Origin of the sequence: Baekduia alba (assembly GCF_028416635.1) — a bacterium.
GTDB classification, from domain to species: domain Bacteria; phylum Actinomycetota; class Thermoleophilia; order Solirubrobacterales; family Solirubrobacteraceae; genus Baekduia; species Baekduia alba.
Map to the genome: position 1 here is coordinate 1,848,764 of NZ_CP114013.1, position 26,273 is coordinate 1,875,036.

Below are 26,273 nucleotides of genomic sequence, written 5' to 3' on the forward strand. Positions count from 1 at the left end.
GATGGGCTGGCGCCCACCGGCGCTCGCCCGGCGCGCTCAGCCACGACGATGCGGGGCGCAGACGCGCCGGGCGCCGGGCGTTTCGGCGCCGCGGCGCAGACGCGCCGGGGACGTCGAGGCGGGCTGGCCTCGCTCGCGGGCGGCTGCGCCGCCCGGCACCCAGCCCGCGTGCGGACCTGTCAAGAGGCAATTCGCACGACCTTGTTAAGTCGTGCGTGGCGTGCTCCGGAGATGTCAAGTGGGCGTTTTCCGCAGGTTGCGGGGTCATTCCGTCCGACGCACCCCTGACTATGCCGTCAGTTGGCGCTTGCCATAACTCTGCGATCTAGCAGGGATTTTCGACGTTGCTACGATGCCGCCGTTCACTACCGCTGAATCCTCCTCCGGGCACGCCCGGCTGGGGAGCGGGGGACCCACGTTGCATCGGGGCGAATCGCCTTGTGCGTAGCGCCGCTCTTTCGGCGCGAGCCCGTCAGCTAACCCCGTAAGCCCAAGGAAGAGACTGAGGACACTTCGATGCCATCGACGGACGCGCCCAACTGGTGGGCCGATGTGCAGCAGGAACGTGAGGATCTCGCTGGGCCGGGCAGCCGCCGCCCCGCCGACGACTGGCTGGGCGAGGACATCGACTTCGTGCCGCGCAGGCGCATGACGAGCCGTGCGCCGATCGAGGAGCGCGTGGAGGCCGCCGACGACCGCGACCGTGACGGCGCGAGCCATCCGCTCCACGGCGTCTTCGTCCCGGCCGCCGACGAGCCCGCCGGCCGCACGATCGAGCTGACGATGGCCGACGACGTCGTCGTCGCCGAGGCGCCCGCCGGCGTCGCCCACGAGCTCGCGCACCTCAGCGCCGCCGACGATCCCTTCGCGTCGCCCCCGCCGCCCGCCGGCGCGCGCCGCACCGTCCAGATCAAGGGCCGTCCGACCGACCTGCGGATGCCGTCGATGGCCCAGCGCCACCGCGGCCGCACCGCGTCTGACCGCGTCGGCGCCCGCCCGGACCGCATCGCCCTCTGGGCCGTCGCCCTCGGCGCGATCCTGATCCTGCTCGCCGCGATGACCTCCTCGTCGCAGGCCGCGGTGCCTCACGCCGCTCCCGCGCCCGCAGTCCACGCGAAGGTGACGCACGTCGCGCCCCACGCGCCGCTGCGGACCTTCCAACGCCACTCCTGAGACTCCGGGCCGCCGCCGCGCCGGCGTCGGCCCCTCGGCCACAGAGGGACGACCCGACCGCGCACCCCGCGCGGTCGTGCGTCCCTGCGCTCACGAGCCTCACGAGCCTCGCGGACCGTCGTCCGCGACGCCCCAACTCGGCGCAGAACGCGTTGACACCCTTCCTACACTTTTATCTTGGGTAAGGACCCCCGGCGACACAGCCGGCAAGGACGGCCGGCGTACCCCTCATCCCCACCTCAGGACGCCTGCCATGAAGACCCGGATCAGTCGGTTCACCGTCCACGACGACCTCTCCGCGCCGGAGGCGTCGGTTCCCATCCTCAAGGGCGCCCGGTCCTCCGCCGGGCAGCTGCCGAACTTCCTCGGCGTCCTCGCCGGATCGCCGGCGGCGCTGCGCGGCTACACCCGGTTCCGCGCGGAGCTGCGGCACGGCTCGCTGCCGCCGCAGACGCTGGAGCGGATCTCGCTGGCCGTCGCCGAGCACTTCGGCTCCGAGCCCGGGCTGGACCTGCACCGCCGCGTCGCGCGCCAGGCGGGCCTCGCCCTCGACGACATCGCGCTCGCCCGCGAATGGGACGCCCGCGCGCCACAGGACGCGATCCTGCTGCGCTACCTCCGCGACCTGGTCGTCGACCACGCCACCCCGCCCGCCCACCTCCACGAGGAGGCCCGTGAGTCCGGCTGGAGCGAGGAGCAGCTGCTGGAGGCGATCGCCTTCGCGTCGCTGGAGGCCCTGACCGCGATGGTCAACATCGCCGGCGACGTCCCGCTCGACGGCTCCGTCGAGACGGCGCGCCAGCTTCGGGCCGCCTAGTGGGCCGCCCGGGAACGTTTCGCCGGAAATCCCGGCCGGCGATCACCGCCCGGCGGCGTCCTCAGACCTCGATGTGCCAGAGGCACACCTTCGGTCCTGCGTCCTTGCCGGATCGGCGCCGCCGGACGGGATTTCGAGCTCCCCTCGGAGCCGATCAGCACGGAACGTTCCCCGGCGACCCTCTAGCGGACCCACCCGACGATGCCGCGGGCGCCGGCACTCCAGGACGACGACGATGGGCGCCGGTGGCTCGACACATCGGCGCCCAGCTTCCGACCGGCGTGACAGCGCCGATCCTCTAGGGTCCCGAGCCATGAGCGACCAGCCGCGCACCGTCGAGGACGTCAAGGCGATCGTGGATGAGCACCGGCTGCGCTTCATCCGCCTCTGGTTCACCGACATCCTCGGGCAGCTCAAGTCGTTCAGCATCAACGCCGGCGAGCTCGACGACGCGTTCGAGAACGGGATGGGCTTCGACGGCTCCTCGATCACCGGCTTCAACGCCATCGAGGAGTCCGACATGGTCGCCATGCCGGACCCGTCGACCTTCGCGATCCTCCCGTGGCGCCCCGAGGAGCAGGGCGTCGGTCGCGTCTTCTGCGACGTCCTCACGCCCGAGCGCACGCCCTACGAGGGCGACCCGCGCCACGTCCTGCGCCGCGCGCTGGAGCGAATGAACACCATGGGCTTCGACACGTTCAACGTCGGCCCCGAGCTGGAGTACTTCCTCTTCCGCGACAAGAACGGCACCGAGGTCCTCGACGAGGGCGGCTACTTCGACCTCACGACGCTCGACGCCGGCTCCGACGTCCGCCGCGAGACCGTCATCGCGCTCGAGCAGCTCGGCATCCACGTGGAGTACTCCCATCACGAGGTCGGCCCGTCCCAGCACGAGGTCGACATGCGCTACGCGCCCGCCCTCAAGATGGCCGACGACTGCATGACCTACCGGATCACGGTCAAGGAGTACGCCATGAAGTACGGCTGGCATGCCACGTTCATGCCCAAGCCGCTCTTCGGCGAGAACGGCTCCGGCATGCACACGCACATGAGCCTGTTCAAGGACGGGTCCAACGCGATGTTCGACGCCGACGACCCGTACTTCCTGTCCGACATCGGCAAGGCCTTCATCGCCGGCCAGCTCAAGCACGCGCGCGAGCTCAGCTCGATCTTCGCCCAGTGGGTCAACTCCTACAAGCGTCTGGTGCCCGGCTACGAGGCGCCGGTCTACGTGGCCTGGAGCCGCCGCAATCGCTCAGCGCTCGTGCGCGTTCCGCTCTACCACCCCGGCAAGGAGCGCGGCACCCGGATGGAGCTGCGCTGCCCGGACCCCGCGTGCAACCCCTACCTGACCTTCGCCGCCCTGCTGCAGGCGGGCCTGGAGGGCATCGAGAAGGGCTACGAGCTGCCCGAGCCGATGGAGAAGAACCTGTACCACTTGTCTCCGGACGAGCGCAAGCGGCTCGGGATCGAGCAGCTGCCGGAGACGCTGGGGGAGGCGGTCGAGCTGACCGCCGAGTCCGAGCTCGTCCTCCGCACCCTCGGCGAGCACATGTTCAACCGCTTCATCGAGATCAAGCGCCAGGAGTGGGAGGACTACCGTGTGCAGGTCACGCAGTGGGAACTCGATCGCTACCTGCCGGTGCTCTAGTCAGCCGCGACGGCCACCACACCTTCGGCCCGAGGCCGAACACCAGCGCGGGGACCAGCACGGAGCGCACGATCAAGGTGTCCAACAAGACGCCGAAGGCGATCGTGAACCCGAGCTCGGTCAGGAACACCAGCGGCAGCACGGCCAGGACGCTGAACGTACCCGCCAGCACCACGCCGGCCGACGTGATCACCCCGCCGGTCACCGCGAGCCCGCGCAGCATGCCCTCGTGGGTCCCGCAGCGCTGCGCCTCCTCCCGCACGCGCGCCATCAGGAAGATGTTGTAGTCGACCCCCAGCGCCACGAGGAAGATGAAGGCGAACAGCGGGAACGCCGGGTCGCTGCCCGGGAAGTGGAAGATCAGGTCGAAGACGACGACCGAGAACCCGAGCGCCGCGGCGTAGCTGAGCACCACCGTCCCGATGAGCATCACCGGCGCGACCATCGCCCGCAGCAGCAGCGCGAGGATCACGAAGACGATCACCAGCGTCAACGGCACGAGCAGCCGCGTGTCCGACGCCGACGCCTCGCGCAGGTCGTGCTCCACCGCGCTGGGCCCGCCGACCAGCGCGCGCGGGTCCGCCGACCGCGCCGCCGTCCGGATCTCCGGTATCAGGTCATAGGCCTCGGTCGAGTACGGGTCGACCTTCAGGTCGGCGGCCAGCAGCGTGCCCTCCGGCCCGCTCTGCCCGGTCGGCCGCACCGCCGCGACGCCGTCGACCTTCGCCACCGCCGCGGCGACGGCTCGCGCGCGGGCCGGGTCGACCGCGATCACGTCGGTCGGCGCGCTCGTGCCCTGCGGGAACGCGGCGGCGATCAGCTTCTGGCCGTCGACCGACTCCACGCGATCCCGGAAGGAGTTGGACTGCGTCAGCCCGTCGGAGTAGTTCAGGAGCCCGACGGCCATCACGGCCAGCAGCGCGACGGTCCCGCCGGCGACGCGCAGCGGGTGGCGCGCGACGCGCTCGCCCACCCGGCGCCAGAACCCGTGCGTGGAGTCCGTGCCCGTGTCGCCGACGTGCGGCACGTAGGGCCAGAAGGGCCGGCGCCCGACGATCACCAGCAGCGCCGGCAGGAACGTCATCTGCGACAGCAGCGCCACGAGGATGCCCATCGCCCCGATCGGGCCGAGGCCCGAGGTGCCGTTGACCTTGGCCAGCGACAGCGCCAGCAGCGCGATCGACACGGTCAGCGCCGAGGCCACGATCGCGGGGCCGGCGGTGCGCAGCGCGCGGTCCATCGCCTCGTGCTTGTCCTCGGTGCGTCTCAGCTCCTCGCGGTAGCGGGCCACCAGCAGCAGCGCGTAGTCGGTCCCGGCCCCGAGCACGAGCACCGAGAGGATCGACGACGACTGCCCGTTGACGGTCACGCCCGCCTCCGTCAGCGCGTAGCCCAGGCCGCGCGAGGCGACCTCGCCGAAGATCACCGCCAGCAGCGGGAAGAACCAGAAGAACGGGCTGCGGTAGATGATGATCAACAGGATCAGCACCAACAACCCGGCCGCGAGGAGCAGCGTCCCGTTGATCCCCTCGAAGACCTTGATCGCGTCCGCGCTGAAGCCCGCCGGCCCGGTCACCTTGACCTGGAGCCCGTCCCGGTCTCCGCTGACCACCGACCGGTACGCCTTGACCGGGTCGAGGATCCGCGAGCCCTTGCCGTTGCCCTCGATGGTGTTGACCACCAGCGCGGTGCTGCCGTCGGGCGACAGCTGCGGGCGGGAGAACCGCGAGGTCCCCGCGAAGGTGAGCGCGTCGAGCTTGGCGGTGTCGGCCGCGATCGTCGCCTTGTCGGCGGCCGTCAGCCCGCCGGGCCGGCGGTAGACGATGACCGTCGCCGCCTTCTCGCCGCCCTGGAGCTGCTTGGTGACGGCCAGGGCCTTGGTCGACTCCGCGTCGCCGGGCAGGAACGACGTCGCCTCGTTCTTCTCGGCGTCGGAGAACTTGCCAGGCAGGTTGGCGGCGCCGATCCCGAGGATCACGACGATCCAGACGCCGAAGACGACCCACTTGGCGCGTCGGCCGGCGGGGAAGGCGAGGAAGCGGCTCATGCCGTGCTGTACGGATCAAGCAGCTCCCGCAGTTCGCTTGGCTCGGTGACCGGCCGCTGGCAGGCGAAGCGCTCGCACACGTAGGCGGCCGCGCGGCCCTCCACGGCGGCCCGGCCGTCCATCAGCGGAACGCCCTCGCCCGGCGACGCCGCCACCACCACGCCGGGCCGCAGCCGCTCGCGGACGACGGCGGCGAGCAGGCCGACGTCGTCGCCGGCCAGCGCGACCTCGCGCCCCGGCCGGACCGCCAGGTCCAGCGCCACCAGCGCGTAGGCGAACGCCTGCGGGTGTGCGCCCAGCAGCGGCGCGACGAGCCGCAGGTGCGAGACCGCGGCCTCCTCGTAGCGGGCCTCGCCGGTCAGCGCCGCCAGCCGCAGCAGGCCCACGGCCGCCGACGACGATCCCGACGGGATCGGGTGGTCCTCGATGTCGCGGCGCCGGACGACGAGCTGCTCGTGGTCGTCGGAGGTGGAGAAGAACCCGCCGGCGCCGTCGGCGTCGCCGAAGTGCGCGAGGAGCCGGTCGGCCACCGAGCGCGCCTCGACGAACCAGCGCGGGTCGAACGTCGCCTCGTAGACCGCCAGCAGCGCTTCGAGCACGAAGGCGTGGTCCTCCAGGTAGGCGTTCAACTTGCCCTCGCCGTCCTTCCACGTGCGCAGCAGCCGCCCGTCCGGACCGCGCAGCGCGCTCAGCACGAACTCGGCGCCGGCCACCGCGAGCGCGACGTAGTCCTCGCGCCCCAGCACCGCGCCGGCCTCCGCGAACGCGGTGATCGCCAGCCCGTTCCAGGCGGCCAGGCGCTTGTCGTCCAGCCCCGGCCGGACCCGCGCCGAGCGCGCCTCCAGCAACGCTGACCGGATCCGCGCGCGCTGCTCCGCGCCGGGCTCCGGCCCCCGCGCAGTCAGGACGTTGAGGGGTGGGTGGGACGGAGTCCGATGGTGCGGGTCGACGAAGTTGCCGCCCTCGGTCACCCCGAGCCACGCCAGCGCCGCCTCGACGTCGCCCGGATCCAGCGCCGCGCGCACCTCGGCGACCGTCCACACGTAGAACTTGCCCTCGACGCCCTCGGAGTCCGCGTCCAGCGCCGCCAGGAACCCGCCCTCGTCGCCCCGCAGCTCCCGCGCGACGAAGTCCAGCGTCTCCTCGGCCACCCGCCGGAACGACCGCTCGCCGGTCATCTGCCAGCCCTGGACGTAGGCCCGCGCGAGCAGCGCGTTGTCGTACAACATCTTCTCGAAGTGCGGGACCGTCCACGTCGCGTCGACCGCGTAGCGCGCGAAGCCGCCGCCGATCTGGTCGTAGATGCCGCCGGCCGCCATCGCGCGCAGCGTCGCGCTGGCCATGTCGCCGGCCTTCGTGCTCCACGACGAGGCGCCCCGCGCCGCCTGCGACCACAACAGCAGCAGGCCCGAGGAGGGCGGGAACTTCGGCTGGCTCCCGAACCCGCCGTTGGTCGCGTCGAACGCGGCCCGCAGGTTGCGCACCGCGTCGTCGAGGGGATCGGCCGACAGCGCGCCGGGCGCGGGCTGCAGCGCCGACGTCCCCGACAGCCGCTCGGCCATCCGCGACCCCTGCGCCATGATCTCGTCGCGCTGGCCCGCCCACGCCTCGGCGACCGCCTCCAGCACCGCCGGCCACGCCGGCATCCCCTGGCGCGGCGCGGGCGGGAAGTAGGTCCCGCCGTAGAACGGCACCTGGTCGGGCGTCAAGAACACGTTCAACGGCCAGCCGCCGTGCCCGGTCATCATCTGGACCGCCTCCATGGCGATCGCGTCGATGTCGGGCCGCTCCTCGCGGTCGACCTTCACGCACACGAACCACTTGTTCATGATCTCGGCGACCGCCGGGTCCTCGAAGCACTCGCGCTCCATCACGTGGCACCAGTGGCACGCCGAGTAGCCGATGGAGACCAGCAGCGGACGGTCCGTCGACCGGGCGAGCGCCAGGGCCTCCGGGCCCCAGGGCCGCCAGTCGACGGGGTTGTCCTGATGCTGCAGCAGGTACGGCGAGGTCTCGTGCGCGAGCGCGTTGGCCATGGGCCAACGCTACCCGGCGGGCGCCGCTAGCCCAGCGCGGGCTTCAGCGACTTCAGGATCTGCTTCTGCGTCGGCAGCGACGACGTCAGCGACGCAGCCGCGCCGATCGTCACCTTCTTGCCGCCCAGCCGGCCGCTGACCGCGCCGTTGGCCGAGAGCTTCAGCGAGCCGCGCAGCGCGCCGCCGCCGTGGATCGTGATGGTCGCGTTGCGCGAGGCGTCGACCTTGCCGGAGACCACGACGCCCTTGACGTACTGGTACTTGTTCAACTTGAACGAGCCGTCCGCGTTGACGGTGGCGTTGCCGGCGCGCAGGCCGCCGACGTGCTTGGGCAGCGCGCTCAGCGCGAGCGCGTCGCCGACGATCTGGCGCGCCGCGTCGGTCACGCTCGCCGACGCCGCGATGATCGTCCGCAGCCGGGTCGAGCTCGCCTTGATCGTCTTCAGCGACGTGGGCGGGCGCTTGGTCGGCGCGTAGGGGTTGGTCCCGGGCGTGCACGGGCCCGGCACGCCGCCGGCGAAGAACGCCGCCAGCGCGCCCTTGGTGCAGGAGCTGTCCTGCGTCATGTCGGAGCTGACCGTCGAGTGCCCGGTGAACGGCACCTGGACGATCGCCGCGCCGGGGATGCGCTGGCCGATCTGGACCGCGTCCTCGTAGGGCGTGCGCAGGTCCATCTGGCCGTCGAGCACGAGCGTGCGGACCGCGGGCAGCGCGGCCGACGGGGTCGGTGCCGGCGAGGCGTCCGGCCAGCCGATGCACAGCGGGATCGGGCCGCCGCCGACCGCCGCGGCGGGCGAGAACGGGCCGAGCTGGGCCTTCGGGATCGCCTTGGCGGCCGCGGTGACCTCGTCGTAGCGCTGGTCGACGGCGGCGGTGCGCGTCCAGGCGAACGGCGCCTCCTCGCACGTCGTGGCGAGGAAGAGCGCGTCGCTGTCGGCGCTGTCGCTCTGGTGGCCGACGAGCGGCTTGCCGGTCAGCCTCAGCCCCGTGGTCAGGCCCTCGGAGCGGACGGCCAGGCGCAGCAGCGGCGCGCTGTCGCCGCGCAGCGCGGCGCGCATCGAGCCGGGCAGCTCGGCGCGCAGCGTCGGGTTGAGGTCGCCGGCCAGCAGGATCGCCAGCAGGTCGCTCTGGCCCATCGACAGGCGCACGCGGCTGCCGCTGGACAGGACGACCTTGCCTCTCAGCGCGCTGCTGCGCAGCTTCTTGGCCGTGCTGCCGAGGTCGCGCGTGACGTTGTCGGTCGCGCCCTTGCACGCGTCGCCGCCGCACAGGTTGCTGAGCACGCGCGGGGCGCTGGTCAGCGTCGAGCGCTGGAACGGGTCCGGGCCCTCGGGCAGCACCACGCTGTCGAGGACCAGCGCCTCGACGTTCTGCGGGTAGGCGGCCGCGTACTCCTCGGCGACCTTCGTCCCGTAGGACACGCCGAAGAGCACCAACTTGGTGTAGCCGCCGGCGACGCGCAGCGCCTCGATGTCCTGCACGGAGTCCGCGGTGCGGTAGCTGCCGCGCCCGGCGCCCAGCTCGGTGGCGCAGCTCGCGGCGAGCTTGACGACCGTGCCGCGCTGGCGCAGCGAGGAGCAGCTCAGCGCGCCGGAGGAGCCGGTGCCGCGCTGGTCGTAGATCAGGAGGTCGCGGTCCTGGATCGCGGGCGCGAGGACCGACGCGAAGGTCTCGGTCAGCGGCAGCGCGGCCTGGCCCGGCCCGCCGGCCAGCGGCACGACCGCGACCTTGTTGGGGTTGGTGGCCGCCGCGACGCGCGAGACGGCGAGCGAGACCGTGCCCGGCACGGCGCCAGAGCGGTCCAGCGGCACGTCGACGCGGGCGCATTGATAACCCGCCGTCGGGCAGGCGGCCCACGGGATGTCGGCGGACGCGGTGGAGGACAGCACACCACTGAGGACGGTGAGCGCGCCGACGGCGAGGAGCAGGGTGCGGGCGGGGAGGGGGAGGCGGCGGGCGGACATGAGGCGCGGACGGTAGCGTCACTACCTGAACAGCGTCGAAGGGAAACCGAACCAGATGTCCGTAGATCGCCAGCCCGTCACCGCGAGTGACGCCCCCGCCGCCGCCGGCCCGTACAGCCATGCGGTGCGCTCCGGCGGCTTCCTCTTCCTCTCCGGCCAGACGCCGGTGGACCCGGCGGCGGGCAAGCTCGTCGACGGCGACATCGGCGAGCACACGCGCCAGTGCCTGCGCAACCTGCAGACCGTGTGCGCGGAGGCGGGCGCGTCGCTGGCCGACGCCGTGCGCTGCGGCATCTACGTGACCGACATCGGCACGTTCGGCGAGGTCAACGCCGCCTACGCCGAGTTCTTCCCCGAGAACCCGCCGGCGCGCTCGACGATCGGCGTCGCGTCGCTGCCCCTCGGCGCCCAGGTCGAGATCGACGCGATCGTGGCGCTGGGGTCCTGACCGCCTCGCCCGTCACCGCTGAGGACGTCGCCCGTGCGCGCGAGGCGATCGGTGACGTCGCGCGCAAGACGCCGGTCCTGCCGTCGGCGACGCTGACCGAGCGGGCCGGCGGCGACATCGTGCTCAAGGCCGAGTCGCTGCAGCGGACGGGCGCGTTCAAGATCAGGGGCGCGCTGAACAAGCTCCACGCGCTCGGCGACAGCTGCGCGACGGGCGTCGTGTGCGGCAGCGCGGGCAACCACGCCCAGGCGCTGGCCTTCGCCGCGCAGGCGCGCGGCGTGCCGTGCGAGGTCTTCATGCCCGACGGCGCGCCGATCGCGAAGCTCGAGGCGACGGAGGCGCTGGGCGCGCGCGTCATCCTCGGCGGCTCGTCGGTCGACGACTGCCTGGTCGCCGCGCGGGCGCGCGCGGACGAGGCCGGGATGGCGTTCGTCCACCCGTTCGACGACCCGGACGTCGTCGCAGGGCAGGGCACGCTGGGGCTCGAGCTGCTCGACGACCTGGACGACCTCGCCACGATCGTCGTCCCGGTCGGCGGCGGCGGGCTGGCGAGCGGGATCGCGATCGCCGTCAAGTCGGCGCGCCCGGACGTGCGCGTCGTCGGCGTGCAGGTCGAGACCGTGGCGGCGTACCCGGCGTCGCTGAAGGCCGGTCGGCCGATCGCGGTCGACATCGCGTTGACGATCGCCGACGGCATCGCGGTCAAGAAGCCGGGCGAGCTGACGCTGGGTCTGATCGAGCGCTGGCTCGACGACGTCGTCGTGGTCAGCGAGGACGCGGTCGCCGAGGCGATGGTGCTGCTGCTGGAGAAGGCCAAGCTCGTGGTCGAGGGCGCCGGCGCGGTCGGCGTCGCGGCGCTGCTGGGCGGGCAGGTCACGCCGGCGGCGTCCGGGACGACCTGCGCGGTCCTGAGCGGCGGCAACGTGGACGCCGGCCTGCTCGCCGCGGTCGCGCGCCGCAACGAGACCGAGGCCGGCCGGCGGATGGTGCTGCTGACCCGCGTCCCGGACCGCCCGGGCGCGCTGGCGAGCCTGCTGGACTGCGTCGCCGCCCAGGGCGCGAACATCGTCGAGGTCTCCCACCTGCGCGAGGGCATCGGCCTCCACGTCCGCGAGACGGGCGTCCAGCTGACGATCGAGACCCGCTCGCGCGAGCACGCCGAGGCGGTCGTCCGGGCGGTCCGCGCCGAGGGCTACGGCGTGTCGCAGCACCCCGACGCCGGCTGACCGACGACTTCCCGCTGATTGCGGGGAAGGCCGGCCGGTGCCGCCGGGCGGTGTGCTTGCATCCACCGGCCAATGTCCCAGGTCGACAAGCTCCAAGACGCCGAAGAACAGGTCGCGCAGATGCGCGAGGAGGCCGCGACGACGGCGCGGGAGGAGGCCACGGCCGATCTCCGCAAGGCGCCGCTGAGCGACACCGCGACGAAGGCGCACACGACCGTCACGGCGCCGCTCACGCAGGTCCGCACGATGGTCAACATGCGCGTCGGCGCGCTGCCGGACCTGCACGAGCTCGCGGTCTCGATCAAGGAGACCGGGCTGCTGCACCCGCCGCTGGTCCGCGCCACGGGCGAGGACGACGTGCCCTACGAGCTGCTGGCCGGGCGCCGGCGCTTCGCCGCGATGACGCTGCTCGACGAGGCCGAGGGCGCGCGCGAGGACTGGCGCTTCACGGTCGTCGACGGCATCTCCAAGCGCGAGGCGCTGACGATGCAGTTCGCCGAGAACTTCCACCAGTCCAAGCCCGAGCCGGTGCAGTTCGCGCGGGCCGCGCGGGCGATCATGGCCGAGGACCCGTCGCTCAGCGCGGCGGAGGTCTCGCGCCTGGTCGGCGCGCCGCTGGCCTGGACGCGCAAGTCGCTGAAGCTGCTCGACCTGCCCGAGGCGGTCGTCCAGCGCGTCGAGGAGGGCGACCTGTCGTTCACGGTCGCCGACATCGTCCGGCGCGGCATCGCCCGCGGCGACGTCTCCGCCGAGGAGGCGACGGAGCTGGTCGAGCAGGCGACCAAGGGCGAGATCTCGACCGCGGGCCTCAAGCTCGGCGTCGGCTACGTGCCGCCCAAGCCCAAGAACTACGACGAGGAGTCGCGCAAGCTCGACGAGGCGCGCTGGGCGGCGAGCCGGGAGCAGGGGCTGGGCAAGGACCAGGACGCCGAGCAGCGCGACTGGGACGGCGGCGGTTCCTCGAGCGGGAACGGCTCTCAGGGCGGCCCGATCCGCGACGGCGGCGAGATGGGCGGGGATTCCCGGCGCATCGTCGCGTCCTTCGGCCCCGATCGCGACGGCGCCGACGGCGCGCCGATCGAGGTCGACGTCACCGACCTCGACGCCTACGTCCTGGGTCTGGTCCTCTCGCGCGTGGCGACCGCCGACCACCGCTCGCACGTCGGCGTCGAAGGCGGCCACGAGGCCACGCAGGAGTACGCGTTCTCGCTGCCCCCGGACCGCCGCCTGGAGGTCCTGCGCGCGCTGAGCGCCGAGATCCTGGCGTCGGACCCGCTGCCGCCCAAGGCGCTGCGCGCCGTCCTGCCGGCGACCGCCTAGGTGTAGTTCTCCTAGACCGGCGGCACGGCCCGCAGGACCGACGGCGGCCGCGGCACGCCGTCGTCGTCGAGCGTGTCGGTCGCGCCGGTGACCAGGCGGCCGTAGGCCTTCGCGACGTGCTCGGCGTACTGCGCGCGGGCGGTGCTGCCGAACGCGTAGGGCGGCGCCTGGGCGCCCGCCGCGATCCGCTCCTCGTAGGTCCGGGCCAGCGGGACGGGCTCGTCGAAGGCGTCCTGGAACTGGCCGAGCACGCGCTCGATCAGGCCCATCGTCGTGCGCAGGCGCGTGAAGCGGTGGTCGTCCCACTGCTGCGCGTACTCGTCGCCCTCGCTCGGCTGTGCGAACTGCTCCACGAGCCGCTCGCCCGCGCACGTCCCGCGCTCGTTGAGCGCCGTGATCTTGTCGCCCTTCATCGTGAGGTTCAGGCCGCCCTCGCCGGAGCTGAGCTTGATGTGGACGATGCGGTCGCGGAAGCCCGGCAGCTGGGACTGCGCGTTGTCGCGCCAGTTCTGCATCGCGTCCTTGATGGCCACGAAGAAGCTGCCGAGGCGCTCGATCTCGCGCGCGTCGACCGCCGCCCGCGCGCTCGGGCTGCCGGGCTCGACGACCGCGTCGCACGGGTCGTCGGTCGGCTCCTCGCCCGGTCCGAAGCTGGTGAGATGCAGGCCGAAGGTCGGGCGCCGCGGCAGCGGGCCGTCGAAGAAGTGCACCGGGAAGTTCGAGCTGATCCCGCCGTCGGAGAACACGACGCGCCGCACGCCGGCCACGCGGCTGCTGCCCGGGTTGTCCGGGTCGGGCTCGAAGAGCAGCTCGAACAGCGGCACCGCCGCGATCAGGACCGGGAAGCTGAGGCTCATCCGCGTCGCGACGATCACCGGCAGGTCCGGCCCGATCGGGAAGCGCCGCAGCCGCGCGTTGCCCGTCCGCGCCAGCCCGTCCACCGTGCCGGCGCTGAACGGGTCGCACGCGGCCCCGCGCGCCAGCTGGGCCATCACGTCGGCCGGGAAGAAGTGGCGCAGCTCGGCCGGGTCGTAGAGCAGCGTGCCGCCCTCCTCGAGCCGGTCGTGGTGGGGCTGGAACGGGACCGGTAGGCGCCACGGGCGCCCGTGGGTGAGGTCGGTGGTCATCATCTGGAGGTCGATCCGGCGCGCCTGCGCGTCGGCGCTCAGCCGGCGCAGCTCCCGGCGCCGGGCGGCCACGGCGTCCGGCGCGCCCTCCGGCGACGCCGGCATCGCCGGCGCGCCCCACAGGTCGGCGAACGTCAGCACCGGGCCGTCCGGCACCGCGGCGGCGGCCTGGATGCGATCGTGCAGCCATTGGGTCAGCGCCGGCCGGTCGGCCGAGCCGGCGTCCGGGCCCAGCCGGCAGAGGCCGAAGTCGTTGTCGGGCAGCGCCTTGACCGCCTTGAGGACGTCGCGGCTCAGCAGCGCGGCCAGGGCGGGCAGGCCCACGCCGAGCCCGGCGATCCCGGTCCCGGGCCGCACGTGCCGCGTCAGCACCGCCGCGCCCGTCGCCGCCAGCGCCGCGGCGCCCACCAGCGGCGCGCGTCGGAACGCCTTGAACGTCGACTTCGCCGCGCCCTTCGCGCCGCCGTCCAGCAGCCCCATCACCGCGTCGAAGAGCGGCTTGGTCGCCGGGTCCGGCTGGAAGAGCTGGAGCATGAACGGCTCGCCGTCGACCTCCTGGGCCAGCTCGACCGGCAGCCCCTTGACGGTCGCGAACCCGCCGCCCTCGCCGTCGGCGCCCGTCTGGCGCGCGTGCTCCGCCGCGCCGACGACCGCCGCGGCTATCGCGCCCGCCGACGTCCCGCCGATCGAGCGGAAGCGGTAGCGCTCGGCGAGGGCCACGACCGCGCCGGGGTAGACGACCCCGCTCGTGATGCCGCCCTTCATGACGATGTCGCACTCGTACGGCTCGTTCATGATGAGCGACCCTAACCGGCCGCCCATCATGGGAGGGAGAACTACTCGGGCGTGACGTACGCCCCGGACAGCCCGCCGTCGATGAGGAACGTCGTGGCGGTCATGAACGAGGACTCGTCGGAGGCGAGGAAGAGCACGCCGTTGGCGATCTCGTCGGCCGTGCCGAAGCGGCCCATCGGGACGTGGACCAGGCGGCGGGCGGCGCGCTCGGGGTCCTTGGCGAACAGCTCCTGCAGCAGCGGGGTGTCGACCGGGCCGGGGCACAGCGCGTTGACGCGCACGCCCTTGCGCGCGAACTGCACGCCGAGCTCGCGGGTCAGCGCGAGCACGCCGCCCTTGGACGCGGTGTAGGAGATCTGCGACGTCGCCGCGCCCATCACCGCCACGAACGACGCGGTGTTGACGACCGAGCCCCCACCGCCGTCGAGCAGGTGCGGGATGCCGTGCTTGCAGCACAGGAACACCGACTTGAGGTTGACGTCCTGGACGCGCTGCCAGGCCTCCAGCGTCGTCTCCAGCACCGAGGTGTCGTCGTCGGGGGAGATGCCGGCGTTGTTGAACAGGATGTCGATCCGGCCGAACTGCTCGGCCACCTGCGCGTACATCTGCTGGACGGCGAGCTCCTCGGTGACGTCCACGGCGAGGGCGAGGTCGCCGGGTGCGCCGTCGAGCAGGTCGACGCCCACCACCTTCGCGCCCTCGCGCTGGAACGCCTCCACGGTCGCGGCGCCGATGCCTCCCGCCGCGCCCGTGACCACTGCGACCTTGCCCTCGAGACGTCCCGGCACTAACTGCGTCCTTCCGTGTTGTAGAAGATGGTCTTGACCTCCGTGTAGGCGTCGGTCGCGTGGGGCCCGAGCTCCCGGCCGTAGCCGGACTGCTTGAAGCCGCCGAACGGCGTCGTGACGCGCACGGAGCTGTTGGAGTTGATGGACAGGTTGCCGGCGTCCACGGCGCGGGCGACGCGCAGCGCCTTGGCGCCGTCCCGGGTCCACACCGAGCCGGAGAGCCCGTAGATGGTGTCGTTGGCCAGCCGGATCGCGTCCGCTTCGGTGTCGAAGGGCACGACGACGGCGACCGGCCCGAAGATCTCGTCGTGGACGGCCGGATGGTCGTCCGGGACCGGCCACAGGACGGTCGGCGGGAACCAATAGCCGGGGCCGTCGGGCGCGCGGCCGCGGATCGCGACCTCCGCGCGGTCGTCGACGAAGGCGCCGACCGTCGCGCGCTGCTGGGCGCTGATCAAGGGCCCCATCTCGGTCGACGGGTCCAGCGGGTCCCCGACCTTGATCGCCTCGACCGCGCCCTTGAGGTGCGACAGGAAGTCGTCGACCGCCGCGCGCTGGACGAGGATGCGCGAGCGCGCGCAGCAGTCCTGGCCGGCGTTGTCGAAGACCGCCCACGGCGCCGCGGCGGCCGCGGCCGCGACGTCGGCGTCGGCGAACACGACGTTGGCCGACTTGCCGCCGAGCTCCAGCGTCACGCGCTTGATCGTGTCCGCCGCGCCCGCCGCGATCGAGCGCCCGACGGCGGTGGAGCCGGTGAACGCGATCTTCGCGACGTCGGGGTGCGCGACCAGGCGCGCGCCGCAGTCGCGGCCCGGGCCGGCGACGACGTTGACGACGCCCTCCGGCAGCCCGGCCTCCAGCGCGAGCTGCGCGAAGCGCAGCGCGGTCAGCGGCGTCAGCTCGGCCGGCTTCAACACCACCGTGTTGCCCGCCGCCAGCGCCGGCGCCATCTTCCACGACGCGATCGCCAGCGGGAAGTTCCACGGCGTGATCAGGCCCACGACGCCCAGCGGCTCGCGGACCGTGAAGACCATGCCGTCGGCGACCGGGATCGTCTCGCCGTGCGGCCGCTCGGGGGCGCCGCTGAAGTAGCGGAACGTCTCGATGGCCATGCCGATCTCCCCGCGGGCGGAGGCGATCGGCTTGCCCGCGTTGCGCGCCTCCAGGCGCGCCAGCTCCTCGTGCGCGCCCTCCATGGCCTCGACGACGCGCCGCAGCAGGCGGCCGCGGTCGGCGGGCGCGACCGCGCACCACGCCGGGAACGCCGCCTTGGCCGCCGCGACGGCGGCGTCGACCTCGTCGACGCCGGCGCGCGGGATGGTGTCCAGGATCTGCTCGGTGGCCGGCTCCAGGACCTCGAGGGTCTCCGTCGGCACCCGTCAGGCCCCGGCGGGTGCTGCCGCCGGTCCGCTGCCGGCGGCCGGGCCGCCGCCACCGTCATGGGGCTCGCCGAGCTCGGCGTCCAGCTCCGCGACCGTGTGCCGTGGGCCGGTGAACGTGTTGTGGGCGCTGACCAGCCACCAGATGCCGACGCCGAGGATGACGCCGCCGGTCACCAGCGGCGCGTAGTTCACCGCGTTCCAGTCGAACTCGTCGTTCCACGGCACGCCGGCCGGCGTGGTCGGCAAGATGAAGATGATGGTGATCAACGCCACCCACACGGTGGCGAACGGGTTCATCCACTTGTACTTGTTGCCGAGGTTCCAGGGGCCGGCCTCGAAGGCCGCGCCCATCCGCCAGCGGAGGAAGATCGGGATCACGTAGGCGATGTAGAGGCCGATGACGGCGATCGACACCACCGCGTAGAACGCGACCGGCACGCCGCTGGCGTTCGGGAAGTACGCCGGGACCGTCAGGATCGCCGCCCAGACCGCCATGAAGAGCACCGCGTTCTGCGGGATGCGCTTGTTGTTGACCTTGCTCCAGAGCTTCCAGCCGGGGATGGCGCCGTCACGGCTGAAGGCGTAGCACATGCGCGAGGCGCTGGTGAGGCATGCCGCGCCGCAGAACAGCTGACCGACCGTCGAGATCACGAGGATCACCTTCAGCCACCCGGTGCTGACCGCCTGCTCGATGATCGCGACGGAGACGAACTCGCCGCCGGCGGCGGCCTTGTTGATCGCGTCGACGTTCGTCGCGCAGAACGTGATCGCCAGCAGGACGAGCCACCCGAAGATGGCCGAGTAGAAGATCGAGCGCCAGACGCCCTTGGCCGCGGTGTCCGCCGCGCCATGGGTCTCCTCGGAGATGTGCGCACAGGAGTCGAAGCCCGTGATCGTGTACTGCGTGAGCAGGAACCCGAGCGGCAGCACGTAGAACCAGAACATCGCCGTGCTGTTGGAACCGCCGGAGAACCCCGAGTTGTTGAAGCGCTCGGTGAAGACGAAGTCCGCGCTCGCGTGGTGGTCGGGGACGAAGACCAGCACCAGCAGGATGATCGCGACGCCGGCCACGTGCCACCACACGGAGATGCCGTTGATCTGGGCCACGAGGTGGCTGCCGGCGATGTTCACCAGCGCGTGGAAGGCCAAGACCACGAGGAAGAGCCAGAACGTCCCGGAGAGGAAGTCACCCGACGCGCCGTTGAACAGGTTGAAGTCGAACGCCCCGAACGTCAGGTTCAGGAACGTCGCCGCGCCGTAGTCGACCGATGCCGTGACGGCGACCAGGCCGATGAGGTTGAACCAGCCGGTGAACCAGCCCCAGCCCGCGCCGCCGAGCTTGGACGCCCACCAGTAGATGCCGCCCGCCGTCGGATAGGCCGACACGAGCTCGGACATGCAGAACCCGATGATCAGGATCGGGATCGAGATCAGAAGCCAGCCCCAGGAGATCGCGATCGGTCCGCCGTTGTTCCAGGCCTGGCCGTAGGTCGTGAAGCAGCCGGCGAGGATCGAGATGATGGTGAAGGAGATCGCGAAGTTCTGGAACCCGCTCCAGCTGCGACTCAGCTCCTGCTTGTACCCCAACTCCGCAAGCCGTTGCTCATCGCTGGTGGCGGTTGCGGCCGCGTCGACGTTCGCCATGACGGTTGTCCCTCTCCGAAAGGTGTGGTGAACCGTCCTTAGGACGGCGGCGCGAGCGTACGACGGTGCTCGGACGGAAGTCAAGTGCCGATCGCCACAACCTCGTCCAAACCTGATCCGCCCACCGGTCGAGGTCAGCGGCCGGTTCGTGTGGCATGGTGTCTCGGTGCACGACGGCGAGCGCATCCTCATCGTGGGCGCGCTGCTGTCTGCCGGCCTCCTCGCCTCGTTGCTCGCGAGCCGGGTGCGCGTCCCAGGCCTGGTCCTGTTCCTCGGCGTGGGCATGGCCGTCGGCAGCGACGGCGCGGGCTGGATCGACTTCAACGACTACTCGCTCGCGCGCACCGTCGGGATCGTCGCGCTCGTCCTGATCCTGTTCGAGGGCGGCCTGGCCGCCGGCTTCCCGGAGATCCGGCCGGTGCTGGGGCCGTCGCTGACGCTCGCGATCCTCGGGACGCTCATCACCGCGATCGTCACGGGCCTCGTCGCGGCGTGGCTGTTCGACTTCGACACGACCGAGGGCCTGCTGGTCGGCGCGATCGTCGCCGGCACCGACGGCGCGGCGATCTTCGCGCTGCTGCGCGGCTCGACGCTGCGCCGGCGGCTCGCGCGCACGCTCGAGGGCGAGTCGGGTCTCAACGACCCGATCGCGATCCTGCTCGTGCTCGGCTTCATCGAGAAGCTGATGCATCCCGACTACGGCGTTCCGGACTTCCTGTGGCTCTTCGTGCGCCAGCTGGCGATCGGCGGCGCGGTCGGCTTCGGCGTCGGCTACGTGGTGTCGTTCGCGCTGCGCGAGGCGCGGCTGGCGACCGCCGGCCTATACCCGGTCGCGACGCTCGCGGCGGTCGCCGTGGCCTTCGGCGCCGCCGACACCGCGCACGGCTCCGGCTTCCTGGCGGTGTACATCACGGGGCTGATGCTCGGCTCGGCGAGCATCCCGGCCAAGCAGACGATCGCGACGTTCCACGAGGGCATGGCGTGGGTCGCGCAGCTGTCGATGTTCCTGGTCCTGGGCCTGCTGGTCTTCCCGTCCGACCTCGGCGGCGTCGCGTTCGAGGGGACGGTGCTCGCGCTCGTCCTGGTCTTCGTGGCGCGGCCGCTGGCGACGGTGATCTGCACCACGCCGTTCGGCTTCACCTGGCGCGAGCAGACCGTGCTGGGCTGGGCAGGCCTGCGCGGCGCGGTCCCGGTCGTGCTCGCGACGTTCCCGGTCATCGACGGCGTCCCGCGCTCGCACGAGTTCTTCAACATCGTGTTCTTCGTCGTGCTGTTGTCCACCATCCTGCAGGGCACGACGTTCGAGCCGCTGGCCAAGCGGCTGGGCGTGACGACCGACGATCCGGCGCTGCCGCGGCCACTGGCCGAGTCCGGGACCATCCGGCGGCTGGGCGCCGAGGTGCTGGAGTTCCCGGTCGTCGAGGGCGACGCCATCGTCGGCCTGGCGGTCCGCGACCTCGGCCTGCCGCGCGAGGCGGTGGTCAACGTCATCGTCCGCGCCGGCCAGGCGATCCCGCCGCGCGGCTCGACGCGCGTGGCGGCCGGCGACCGGCTCCACGTCCTCTACCGCGAGGAGGCGTCGCGGCAGTTGGTGTCCTTGACCTCGTCGTGGCGCAGCGGCCCGATCGGCCCGCGCGCGCGGCCGGCGCGCGAGCTGCGCAGCCGGTCGTCGATCTTCACCGCGCGGCCGTGGACCGAGGGCGACGGCGACGCCACGCGGCCCGAGCGCGTGTCCGGCCAAGAGGTCGTCGACCTGCTGCGCCTGCGGCGCGACGCGCCGGGCTCGCTGGTCGTGCTGGCCGACGGGCGCTACGCGGTGTGCGGCTCGGTGCTCGTCGTCGGCGCGCGCCGTCAGGTGACCGAGTGGATCGAGCGCCGGATGCGCGTCTCGGGCGAGGCCGAGCGCGCCTGGCTGCGCACCGTCCTCGGCGCGGTCGCGACCGACCTGGCCGAAGCGCGCCCGGGCGGGCCTCCCGCCTAGACTGGCCGGACCGCATGGCCCGCCTCGCCGAAGAGCAGATCCAGGAGTTCTACGAGCAGTGCTACACGCCGGGGGTCGACGGCGACAAGTACCGCCGCTGGCGCGAGCTGGGTGCCGAGGGCAAGGCCGACCATGTGATGGATCTCGTCGCGCGGGCCGGGCTGGCCGCGCCGCGGACGGTCTGCGAGGTCGGCTGCGGCGACGGCGCCGTGCTCGGCGTCATGGGCCGGCGCGGGTTCGGGGGCCAGCGTGTCGGCTACGAGATCTCGGCCTCGGGCGTCAGGCTGGCGGGCGAGCGCGCGGAGGTCGACGAGGCCCACGTCTTCGACGGCGCGCACCTGCCGGTCGGCGCGGACGCCTATGACCTGGTCTTCGCCACGCACGTGCTGGAGCACGTCCCGGACCCGGCGCCGCTGACACGCGAGCTGCTGCGCGCCGGGCGCGCCGTGGTGATCGAGGTGCCGCTGGAGGCCAACGTGTCGGCGCAGCGGCCGGCCGCGCGCGCCGCGTCGGAGGGCGTCGGGCACCTGCATCGCTTCCACCGCCGGGCGATCCGGACGCTCGTCGCCGACGCGGGCGGGCGCGTCGCGGCCGAGCTCGTCGACCCGCTGCCGCGCGAGGTGCACCTGTTCGGCGCCGAGGGCGGCGCCGCGCGCGCCAAGGGCTATGCCAAGTGGGCGGTGCGCGCCAGCGCCGCCGCGGTCCCGGCGCTCGGCGAGCGGCTGATCACGCTGCACTTCGCGGTGCTCGCCCTCCCGGCCGCCCGGCGCTAAGGCACCAGCACCACCTTGCCGACCGTGCCGCGCGTCTCCAGCGCGGCGTGCGCCGCGGCCGCGTCGGCCAGCGCGAACGGCGGGCCGACGAGCGGGGCGAGCTCGCCGGCGGCGACCGCGCCGAGCGCCAGCGTCTCCAGCCGGCGCAGGCCCCCGGGCCCGTTCATCATGCGCGCGCCGAGCGCGCCCTCGATCGTCAGGCCGCGGCCCGCGATCTCGGCCGTCGTCAGCGGCGTCGGCTCTCCCGAAGACCAGCCGAAGACGATCATCCGGCCGCCGCTGGCCATCAGGTCCAGCGCCGCGCGGCCGGTCGCGCCGCCGACGCCGTCCAGGACGACCGTGACGCCGTTGCCGTCCAGCGCGGCGCGCACGGTGTCGGACCAGTCCGGGGTCGTGTAGTCGAACGCCCAGGTCGCGCCGAGCGCTCTGGCCCGCGCGACCTTGTCCGGACCGCCGGCCAGCGCGACGACCGCGGCGCCCGCGCGCCGCGCCGCCTGGACGAGCAGCGCCCCGATCCCGCCGGCCGCGGCGGGGACGAGCACGGTGTCGGCGTCGGTGAGCTGCGCCACCTCGAGGATGCCGAGCGCGGTGCGCCCGGTGCCGATCGTCGCGACGGCGACCGGCGCGTCGACGTGGTCGGGCAGCGCGTGCAGCGCGCTCGCGGCGACGACCGCGCGCTCGGCGTAGCCGCCGCTGGCCGCGCCGAGGTGGGCGACGACGCGCCGGCCCAGCCACGACGGGTCGACGTCGTCGGCGACCGCGTCGACGGCGCCGGCGACCTCGCGGCCGGGGATCGCCGGCAGGGTGGGGAGCGGGAGCGGACCCATCTGCTCACCCGCGCGCAGGCGGGTGTCGATGAGATGCACGCCGGCGGCCTGCACCGCGATCCGGACCTGCCCGGGCCCGGGTTCGGGCGCCGCGACCTCCTCGTAGCGGAGGTTCTCGGCCGGGCCGAACGCGTGGAGGCGGACGGCGTGCATGGGGAGTGGGGTCATGGCGCTGGATGAAATCGCTTCAAGCGGACTTGAAGTCAAGGGCTTCGCGATAGGTTGCGAGACGTGACCGAGCGCAACGTGGTGGGCGGTCCCCTCGAACCCTGCGGCGTCGAGCCGCTGACCGGCTTCTACCGCGACGGCTGCTGCAACACCGGACAGGAGGATCTGGGCAGCCACACGATCTGCGCGGTCGTGACCTCCGAGTTCCTGGCCCACCAGCAGGGGATCGGCAACGACCTCTCGACGCCGATGCCGCAGTACCGCTTCCCGGGCCTGACGCCGGGCGACCGCTGGTGCGTGACCGCGGTCAACTGGCTGCGCGCCTACCAGGACGGCGCGCCGTCCTACGTCGTCCTCGCCTCCTCGCACGAGCGCGCGCTGGAGGTCGTCCCGATCGAGGCGCTGCGCGAGCACGCCGTCGACGTGCCGACCGACCCGGGGGCGCTCGCCGATTAGGCTGGCGCCCCATGAGCGCCAACGCCGACCTCGTCGCCCGCTTCTACGCCGCCTTCGACGCGCGCGACGGAGCGGCGATGGCCGCCTGCTACACGCCCGACGCCGTGTTCTCCGATCCGGTGTTCGGCGAGCTGCGCGGCGACGAGCCGGGTCGGATGTGGATCATGCTGACCGGGCGGGCGCAGGACCTCGAGATCACGCTCGCCGAGCACGACGCCGACGACGCGACGGGCACCGCGCGCTGGCTCGCGGACTACACGTTCGCCACGACCGGACGCAAGGTCCACAACGACGTGCGGGCGCGGTTCGCCTTCCGCGACGGGCTGATCGCCGAGCACCACGACGCCTTCTCCTTCCATGGCTGGGCCCGCCAGGCCCTCGGTCCCACGGGCCTCGTCCTGGGCTGGACGCCGATGGTGAAGAACAAGGTCCGCGGCCAGGCGCGCGCGGGGCTCAGCGCCGCGCCACGATGACCAGGCGCGTCGCCGTCGCGAACGGCGCGCCGTGCAGGTCGCCGTAGGTGGTGGTCTTCGTGAAGCCGGCCGCTTGGAGCATGTGCACCAGCTCGGTCGCCGTGTAGATCCGCGCCTCGAAGGTGCGGGAGTCGCGGTCGCCGGCCTTGTCGATGAGCGTCTGGGTGGTCTGGGTCACGCCGCCGGTCGGGTCGAACGTGCGCTGCTCGAGCAGCAGGCGGCCTTCGCCGAGCAGCTCCCAGCCCGTGTCGGTGAACGTCCGGACGAGCAGGTCGCGGTGCATGGTCTCGATGACGAGCTTGCCGCCGGGGCGCAGGACGCGGGCGATCTCGCGCAGGACGTTGGTGTCCTCCTCGTCGCCGAGGTAGCCGAGCGAGGTGTACAGGTTGAGCGCGGCGTCGAAGGACGCGTCGGCGAACGGCAGCTCGCGGTAGTCGGCGTCGACGAGCCTGGGCCAGGCGGCGTCGGCGCCGGCGCGGCGGCGCGCCTCCTCCAGCAGCGCGGCCGAGCGGTCGACGCCGGTCACGCGGAAGCCGGCGGCCGCCAGCGGGACGGCGTGGCGGCCGAAGCCGCAGGCGACGTCGAGCAGCTCGCCGCCGTCCGCAGCCGGTCAGCGCCGCGGCGGCCAGCGCTTGCGTTCGCGCCTCGTCACGCGGCTCGGGCCCGGCGTGGACGCGCAGGTAGAACTCGCTGAAGAACGCGTCCCAGGTCGCCTGGGAGCTGGGCGTGCGACCGTCCATGCGCCCTGACCATAGTCTGCGCGTGTGAGCTCGGACGATCGCCAGGACCTCGGCGCGCTCTTCACCACCATCAGCCGGCAGCTGATCGCGGCCGAGAAGCCGCTGCTCGACCGCCACGGGCTGACGATGTGGGGGTACATCGCGCTCACCCACGTGGCCGCGGCGCCAGCCTCCACGCAGCTCGCGCTGGCGCGGGACATCGGCTACGACAAGACGCGGCTGATCGCGCTGCTCGACGCGCTGGAGGCCGAGGGCCTGGTCGAGCGCTCGCCCGATCCCGCCGACCGCCGCGCGCACGTCGTGCGGATCACCGCGAAGGGGACCCGCAAGCATGCCGCGGCGGTGGCCGACATCCGGGCGATGGAGGAGGGCTTCCTGGCCGTCCTGAGCGCGACGGAGCGCCGCGCGGTGCTCGCGGCGCTCCCCAAGCTGCTCGACGCGCCAGCGCCCGCGGCTCCGGCCGGGGCCTAGGCGTCGGCCAGCGCGCCGAAGGAGCGGCTTGCCCACCCCGATCGCCACCGTCGCCGGACCCCTCCGCCACCTGCGCCCGCGCGACGGGAGCGAGCAGACGATCACGAGCGTCGAGCTGTTCTTCGACCTCGTCTACGTCTTCGCGGTCACCCAGCTGTCGCATCTGATCCTCGACGACCTCACCGTCGGCGGCGTTGCGCGCGCGGCGTTCCTGCTGCTCGTCGTGTGGTGGGCGTGGATCTACACGACGTGGATGGTCAACTGGTTCGACCCGGCCTCCGCGGCGGTCCGCGCGGTGCTCGTCGGCGTGATGCTCGCCAGCCTGCTCATGGCCGCCGCGCTGCCGGAGGCGCTGACCGAGCGCGGCTGGCTGTTCGTCGGCGCCTACGTCGTCCTCCAGGTCGGGCGCAACGTGGCGGGCGCGGCGCTGCTGCCGCGCGGCCAGCCGCTGCGCGGGGTGTTCGAGCGCCTGGTGGTCTGGAGCGTCGTCGCCGGCGCGCTCTGGCTGGCGGGCGCGGCGCTGGAGGGCGACGCGCGCCTCATCCTCTGGATCCCGGCGCTGGCGATCGAGCTGGCGGCGCCCGCCGCCGGCTACTGGGTGCCGCGCCTGGGTCGCTCGCTGACGTCGGACTACGACGTCGCGGGCGGCCACTTCGCCGAGCGCTGCCAGGGCTTCATCATCATCGCGTTGGGCGAGTCGATCGTCGTCACCGGCGCGACCGCCGCCGACGCCGGCCTGACCTTCACGGTCGTCGTCTGCCTCGTCGTCGCGTTCCTGGAGACCGCGGCGCTGTGGTGGCTGTACTTCGGCGCGGCGGCCGCGCACTCGCGCGCGGCGATGGCGGCCAGCGACGACCCCGGCCGGCTGGCGCGCGACGCCTACACCTACCTGCACCTGCCGATCGTCGCCGGGATCATCGGCGCGGCGGTGGGCGACGACCTGCTGATCGCCGAGCCCCACGAGGCGCTGCACGGCGTCGGGCTGGCGATGGTCCTCGGCGGCCCGGCGCTGTACCTGCTGGGCGAGAGCCTGTTCCGGCTGCGGATGATCGGATCGACCAACCACAAGCGGTTGGTCGCCGCCGCCGTGCTGGTCGCCCTCGCGCTGATCGGCGGCCACATCAGCGCGCTGGCGCTCAGCGCGATCGTCGCCGCGCTGCTGAGCGCCGTGGCGGTCTGGGAGCTCCGGACGCCGGCGGGCCCGCCGCCGGCGCCGCGCCCGCGCGTGCCCTAGTCCTTGGCGCCGGGCAGCAGGCCCGCGAGGACCAGCTCGGTCCCGCGCAGGTGCTCGGCCATGATCCGGACGGCGCCGTCGGCGTCGCGGGCCCGGATGCGCGTCAGCAGCTGCGCGTGCTGCGCGTTGGCGTGCTCGAGGATCTCCGGCGGGTGCGCGATGTAGGAGATGAGGTCGGTCATCTGGCCCTGGGCCTCGGTCGCCAGCGCGACCAGGCGCACCGAGCGCGTCGCCTCGGCGAGCCCGATGTGGAAGCGCACGTCGGCCTGGCGGTAGGCCGGGAAGTCCTCGGCCATGTCGTCCATCGCGACGACCAGCTCGTCCAGCGGCGCGAGCTCCTCCTCGGTGGCGCGGTCGCTGGCCAACGCGGCGATCCCGAGCTCGACGCCGAGGCGCACGTCGCACGCGTCGTGCCAGGACTCGAGCACCAGGCGCGACGGCGGGTCGGCCGGCGGCGGCCGCTCGGCGACGAACGTCCCGCCGCCGCGGCCGCGCACCGCGTGCAGGTGCCCGGACTGCGCCAGCGCCGTCAGCGCCTGGCGCAGCGTGGAGCGCGAGATCTCCAGGCGCGTGCACAGCTCGCGCTCGGCCGGGAGCCGCGCGCCCGGCGCCAGCAGCCCCAGCTTGATCGCCGTCCCCAGCCGCTCGAGCGTCTCCTCGAAGGCCGTCTGGGAGCGCACCGGCGCGAAGACGGTCTCGAACGACGGCAGGTCGGACGTGGGGATGCTCATC

General features: G+C 73.1%; 22 protein-coding genes and 1 riboswitch. Of the genes, 12 read left to right on the forward strand and 10 right to left on the reverse strand.

What is annotated here, in order from left to right; translation table 11 throughout:
• Positions 1–359 precede the first annotated feature (359 nt).
• Positions 360–506, forward strand: a riboswitch (cyclic di-AMP (ydaO/yuaA leader).
• A 10-nt stretch (positions 507–516) separates the two neighbouring features.
• From DSM104299_RS09185 to DSM104299_RS09195, 3 genes are all read left to right on the forward strand, one after another.
• Positions 517–1,173, forward strand: coding sequence for a hypothetical protein (locus tag DSM104299_RS09185; RefSeq protein WP_272476997.1), 657 nt, complete (start codon positions 517–519; stop codon positions 1,171–1,173).
• A 253-nt stretch (positions 1,174–1,426) separates the two neighbouring features.
• Positions 1,427–1,990 carry a carboxymuconolactone decarboxylase family protein gene (locus DSM104299_RS09190; RefSeq protein WP_272476998.1) on the forward strand — a complete coding sequence of 188 codons (564 nt, stop codon included), beginning with the start codon at positions 1,427–1,429 and terminating at the stop codon, positions 1,988–1,990.
• 313 nt (positions 1,991–2,303) lie between these two features.
• A complete protein-coding gene (locus DSM104299_RS09195; protein WP_272476999.1) occupies positions 2,304–3,641 on the forward strand; it encodes a glutamine synthetase family protein in 1,338 nt (445 codons plus the stop codon).
• Here the strand turns inward: DSM104299_RS09195 and DSM104299_RS09200 are convergent.
• Genes DSM104299_RS09200 through DSM104299_RS09210 form a run of 3 tightly spaced genes read right to left on the reverse strand, consistent with a single transcriptional unit; the run spans position 3,601 to position 9,688 of the window.
• Positions 3,601–5,688: an MMPL family transporter gene (locus tag DSM104299_RS09200; protein ID WP_272477000.1), complete on the reverse strand. Its 2,088-nt coding sequence runs from the start codon at positions 5,686–5,688 to the stop codon at positions 3,601–3,603. The genes DSM104299_RS09195 and DSM104299_RS09200 overlap by 41 nt on opposite strands.
• On the reverse strand, positions 5,685–7,724 hold the full coding sequence (locus DSM104299_RS09205; RefSeq protein ID WP_272477001.1) for a thioredoxin domain-containing protein: 2,040 nt from the start codon (positions 7,722–7,724) through the stop codon (positions 5,685–5,687). Before DSM104299_RS09205 ends, DSM104299_RS09200 begins: the two co-directional genes overlap by 4 nt.
• Positions 7,725–7,750: 26 nt before the next feature.
• Positions 7,751–9,688: an alpha/beta fold hydrolase gene (locus DSM104299_RS09210; RefSeq protein WP_272477002.1), complete on the reverse strand. Its 1,938-nt coding sequence runs from the start codon at positions 9,686–9,688 to the stop codon at positions 7,751–7,753.
• Positions 9,689–9,743: 55 nt separating this feature from the next.
• On the opposite strand from DSM104299_RS09210, the gene DSM104299_RS09215 reads away from it, so the two are divergent.
• The 3 genes from DSM104299_RS09215 to DSM104299_RS09225 all read left to right on the forward strand — a co-directional run bounded on the left by DSM104299_RS09215 (position 9,744) and on the right by DSM104299_RS09225 (position 12,682).
• Entirely contained in the window at positions 9,744–10,136 is a 393-nt protein-coding gene (locus tag DSM104299_RS09215; RefSeq protein ID WP_272477003.1) for a RidA family protein, read from the forward strand.
• A 47-nt stretch (positions 10,137–10,183) separates the two neighbouring features.
• Entirely contained in the window at positions 10,184–11,362 is a 1,179-nt protein-coding gene (gene ilvA, locus DSM104299_RS09220; protein WP_272478084.1) for a threonine ammonia-lyase, read from the forward strand.
• 72 nt (positions 11,363–11,434) lie between these two features.
• Complete coding sequence (locus tag DSM104299_RS09225) at positions 11,435–12,682, forward strand: ParB/RepB/Spo0J family partition protein (RefSeq protein WP_272477004.1); 1,248 nt, start codon at positions 11,435–11,437, stop codon at positions 12,680–12,682.
• 11 nt (positions 12,683–12,693) lie between these two features.
• Here the strand turns inward: DSM104299_RS09225 and DSM104299_RS09230 are convergent, their stop codons facing one another.
• Genes DSM104299_RS09230 through DSM104299_RS09245 form a run of 4 tightly spaced genes read right to left on the reverse strand, consistent with a single transcriptional unit; the run spans position 12,694 to position 18,418 of the window.
• Positions 12,694–14,604 (reverse strand): patatin-like phospholipase family protein, encoded by a 1,911-nt coding sequence (locus DSM104299_RS09230; protein ID WP_272477005.1) that lies wholly within the window; start codon positions 14,602–14,604, stop codon positions 12,694–12,696.
• Between the two features lie 41 nt (positions 14,605–14,645).
• Positions 14,646–15,392: a 3-oxoacyl-ACP reductase gene (locus DSM104299_RS09235; RefSeq protein WP_272477006.1), complete on the reverse strand. Its 747-nt coding sequence runs from the start codon at positions 15,390–15,392 to the stop codon at positions 14,646–14,648.
• Positions 15,392–16,768: an aldehyde dehydrogenase family protein gene (locus DSM104299_RS09240; protein ID WP_272477007.1), complete on the reverse strand. Its 1,377-nt coding sequence runs from the start codon at positions 16,766–16,768 to the stop codon at positions 15,392–15,394. Before DSM104299_RS09240 ends, DSM104299_RS09235 begins: the two co-directional genes overlap by 1 nt.
• Positions 16,769–16,771: 3 nt before the next feature.
• The gene (locus DSM104299_RS09245; RefSeq protein ID WP_272477008.1) at positions 16,772–18,418 is read right to left on the reverse strand and encodes an amino acid permease; all 1,647 of its coding nucleotides are present in this window, start codon (positions 18,416–18,418) and stop codon (positions 16,772–16,774) included.
• A 166-nt stretch (positions 18,419–18,584) separates the two neighbouring features.
• Here DSM104299_RS09245 and DSM104299_RS09250 point away from each other — a divergent pair, with 166 nt between their 5' ends.
• Positions 18,585–20,399, forward strand: coding sequence for a potassium/proton antiporter (locus DSM104299_RS09250; RefSeq protein ID WP_272477009.1), 1,815 nt, complete (start codon positions 18,585–18,587; stop codon positions 20,397–20,399).
• 14 nt (positions 20,400–20,413) lie between these two features.
• Positions 20,414–21,172, forward strand: a complete 759-nt coding sequence (locus DSM104299_RS09255) for a class I SAM-dependent methyltransferase (RefSeq protein ID WP_272477010.1) — start codon at positions 20,414–20,416, stop codon at positions 21,170–21,172.
• Here the strand turns inward: DSM104299_RS09255 and DSM104299_RS09260 are convergent.
• Complete coding sequence (locus tag DSM104299_RS09260) at positions 21,169–22,152, reverse strand: zinc-binding dehydrogenase (protein WP_349294546.1); 984 nt, start codon at positions 22,150–22,152, stop codon at positions 21,169–21,171. The two genes, DSM104299_RS09255 and DSM104299_RS09260, sit on opposite strands and share 4 nt — an antisense overlap.
• A gap of 78 nt (positions 22,153–22,230) precedes the next feature.
• Between DSM104299_RS09260 and DSM104299_RS09265 the strand changes: the two genes are divergently transcribed.
• Positions 22,231–22,623, forward strand: a complete 393-nt coding sequence (locus DSM104299_RS09265) for a DUF2237 family protein (protein WP_272477012.1) — start codon at positions 22,231–22,233, stop codon at positions 22,621–22,623.
• Positions 22,624–22,634: 11 nt separating this feature from the next.
• On the forward strand, positions 22,635–23,096 hold the full coding sequence (locus DSM104299_RS09270; protein ID WP_272477013.1) for a nuclear transport factor 2 family protein: 462 nt from the start codon (positions 22,635–22,637) through the stop codon (positions 23,094–23,096).
• On the opposite strand, the gene DSM104299_RS09275 is transcribed toward DSM104299_RS09270, so the two are convergent.
• Positions 23,077–23,685 (reverse strand): class I SAM-dependent methyltransferase, encoded by a 609-nt coding sequence (locus DSM104299_RS09275; protein ID WP_272478085.1) that lies wholly within the window; start codon positions 23,683–23,685, stop codon positions 23,077–23,079. The genes DSM104299_RS09270 and DSM104299_RS09275 overlap by 20 nt on opposite strands.
• Before the next feature lie 175 nt (positions 23,686–23,860).
• On the opposite strand from DSM104299_RS09275, the gene DSM104299_RS09280 reads away from it, so the two are divergent.
• A complete protein-coding gene (locus DSM104299_RS09280; protein WP_272477014.1) occupies positions 23,861–24,307 on the forward strand; it encodes a MarR family winged helix-turn-helix transcriptional regulator in 447 nt (148 codons plus the stop codon).
• 28 nt (positions 24,308–24,335) lie between these two features.
• Complete coding sequence (locus DSM104299_RS09285) at positions 24,336–25,541, forward strand: low temperature requirement protein A (RefSeq protein WP_272477015.1); 1,206 nt, start codon at positions 24,336–24,338, stop codon at positions 25,539–25,541.
• Here DSM104299_RS09285 and DSM104299_RS09290 read toward each other — a convergent pair.
• The gene (locus DSM104299_RS09290; RefSeq protein WP_272477016.1) at positions 25,538–26,272 is read right to left on the reverse strand and encodes a FadR/GntR family transcriptional regulator; all 735 of its coding nucleotides are present in this window, start codon (positions 26,270–26,272) and stop codon (positions 25,538–25,540) included. The genes DSM104299_RS09285 and DSM104299_RS09290 overlap by 4 nt on opposite strands.
• Position 26,273: the final 1 nt, after the last annotated feature.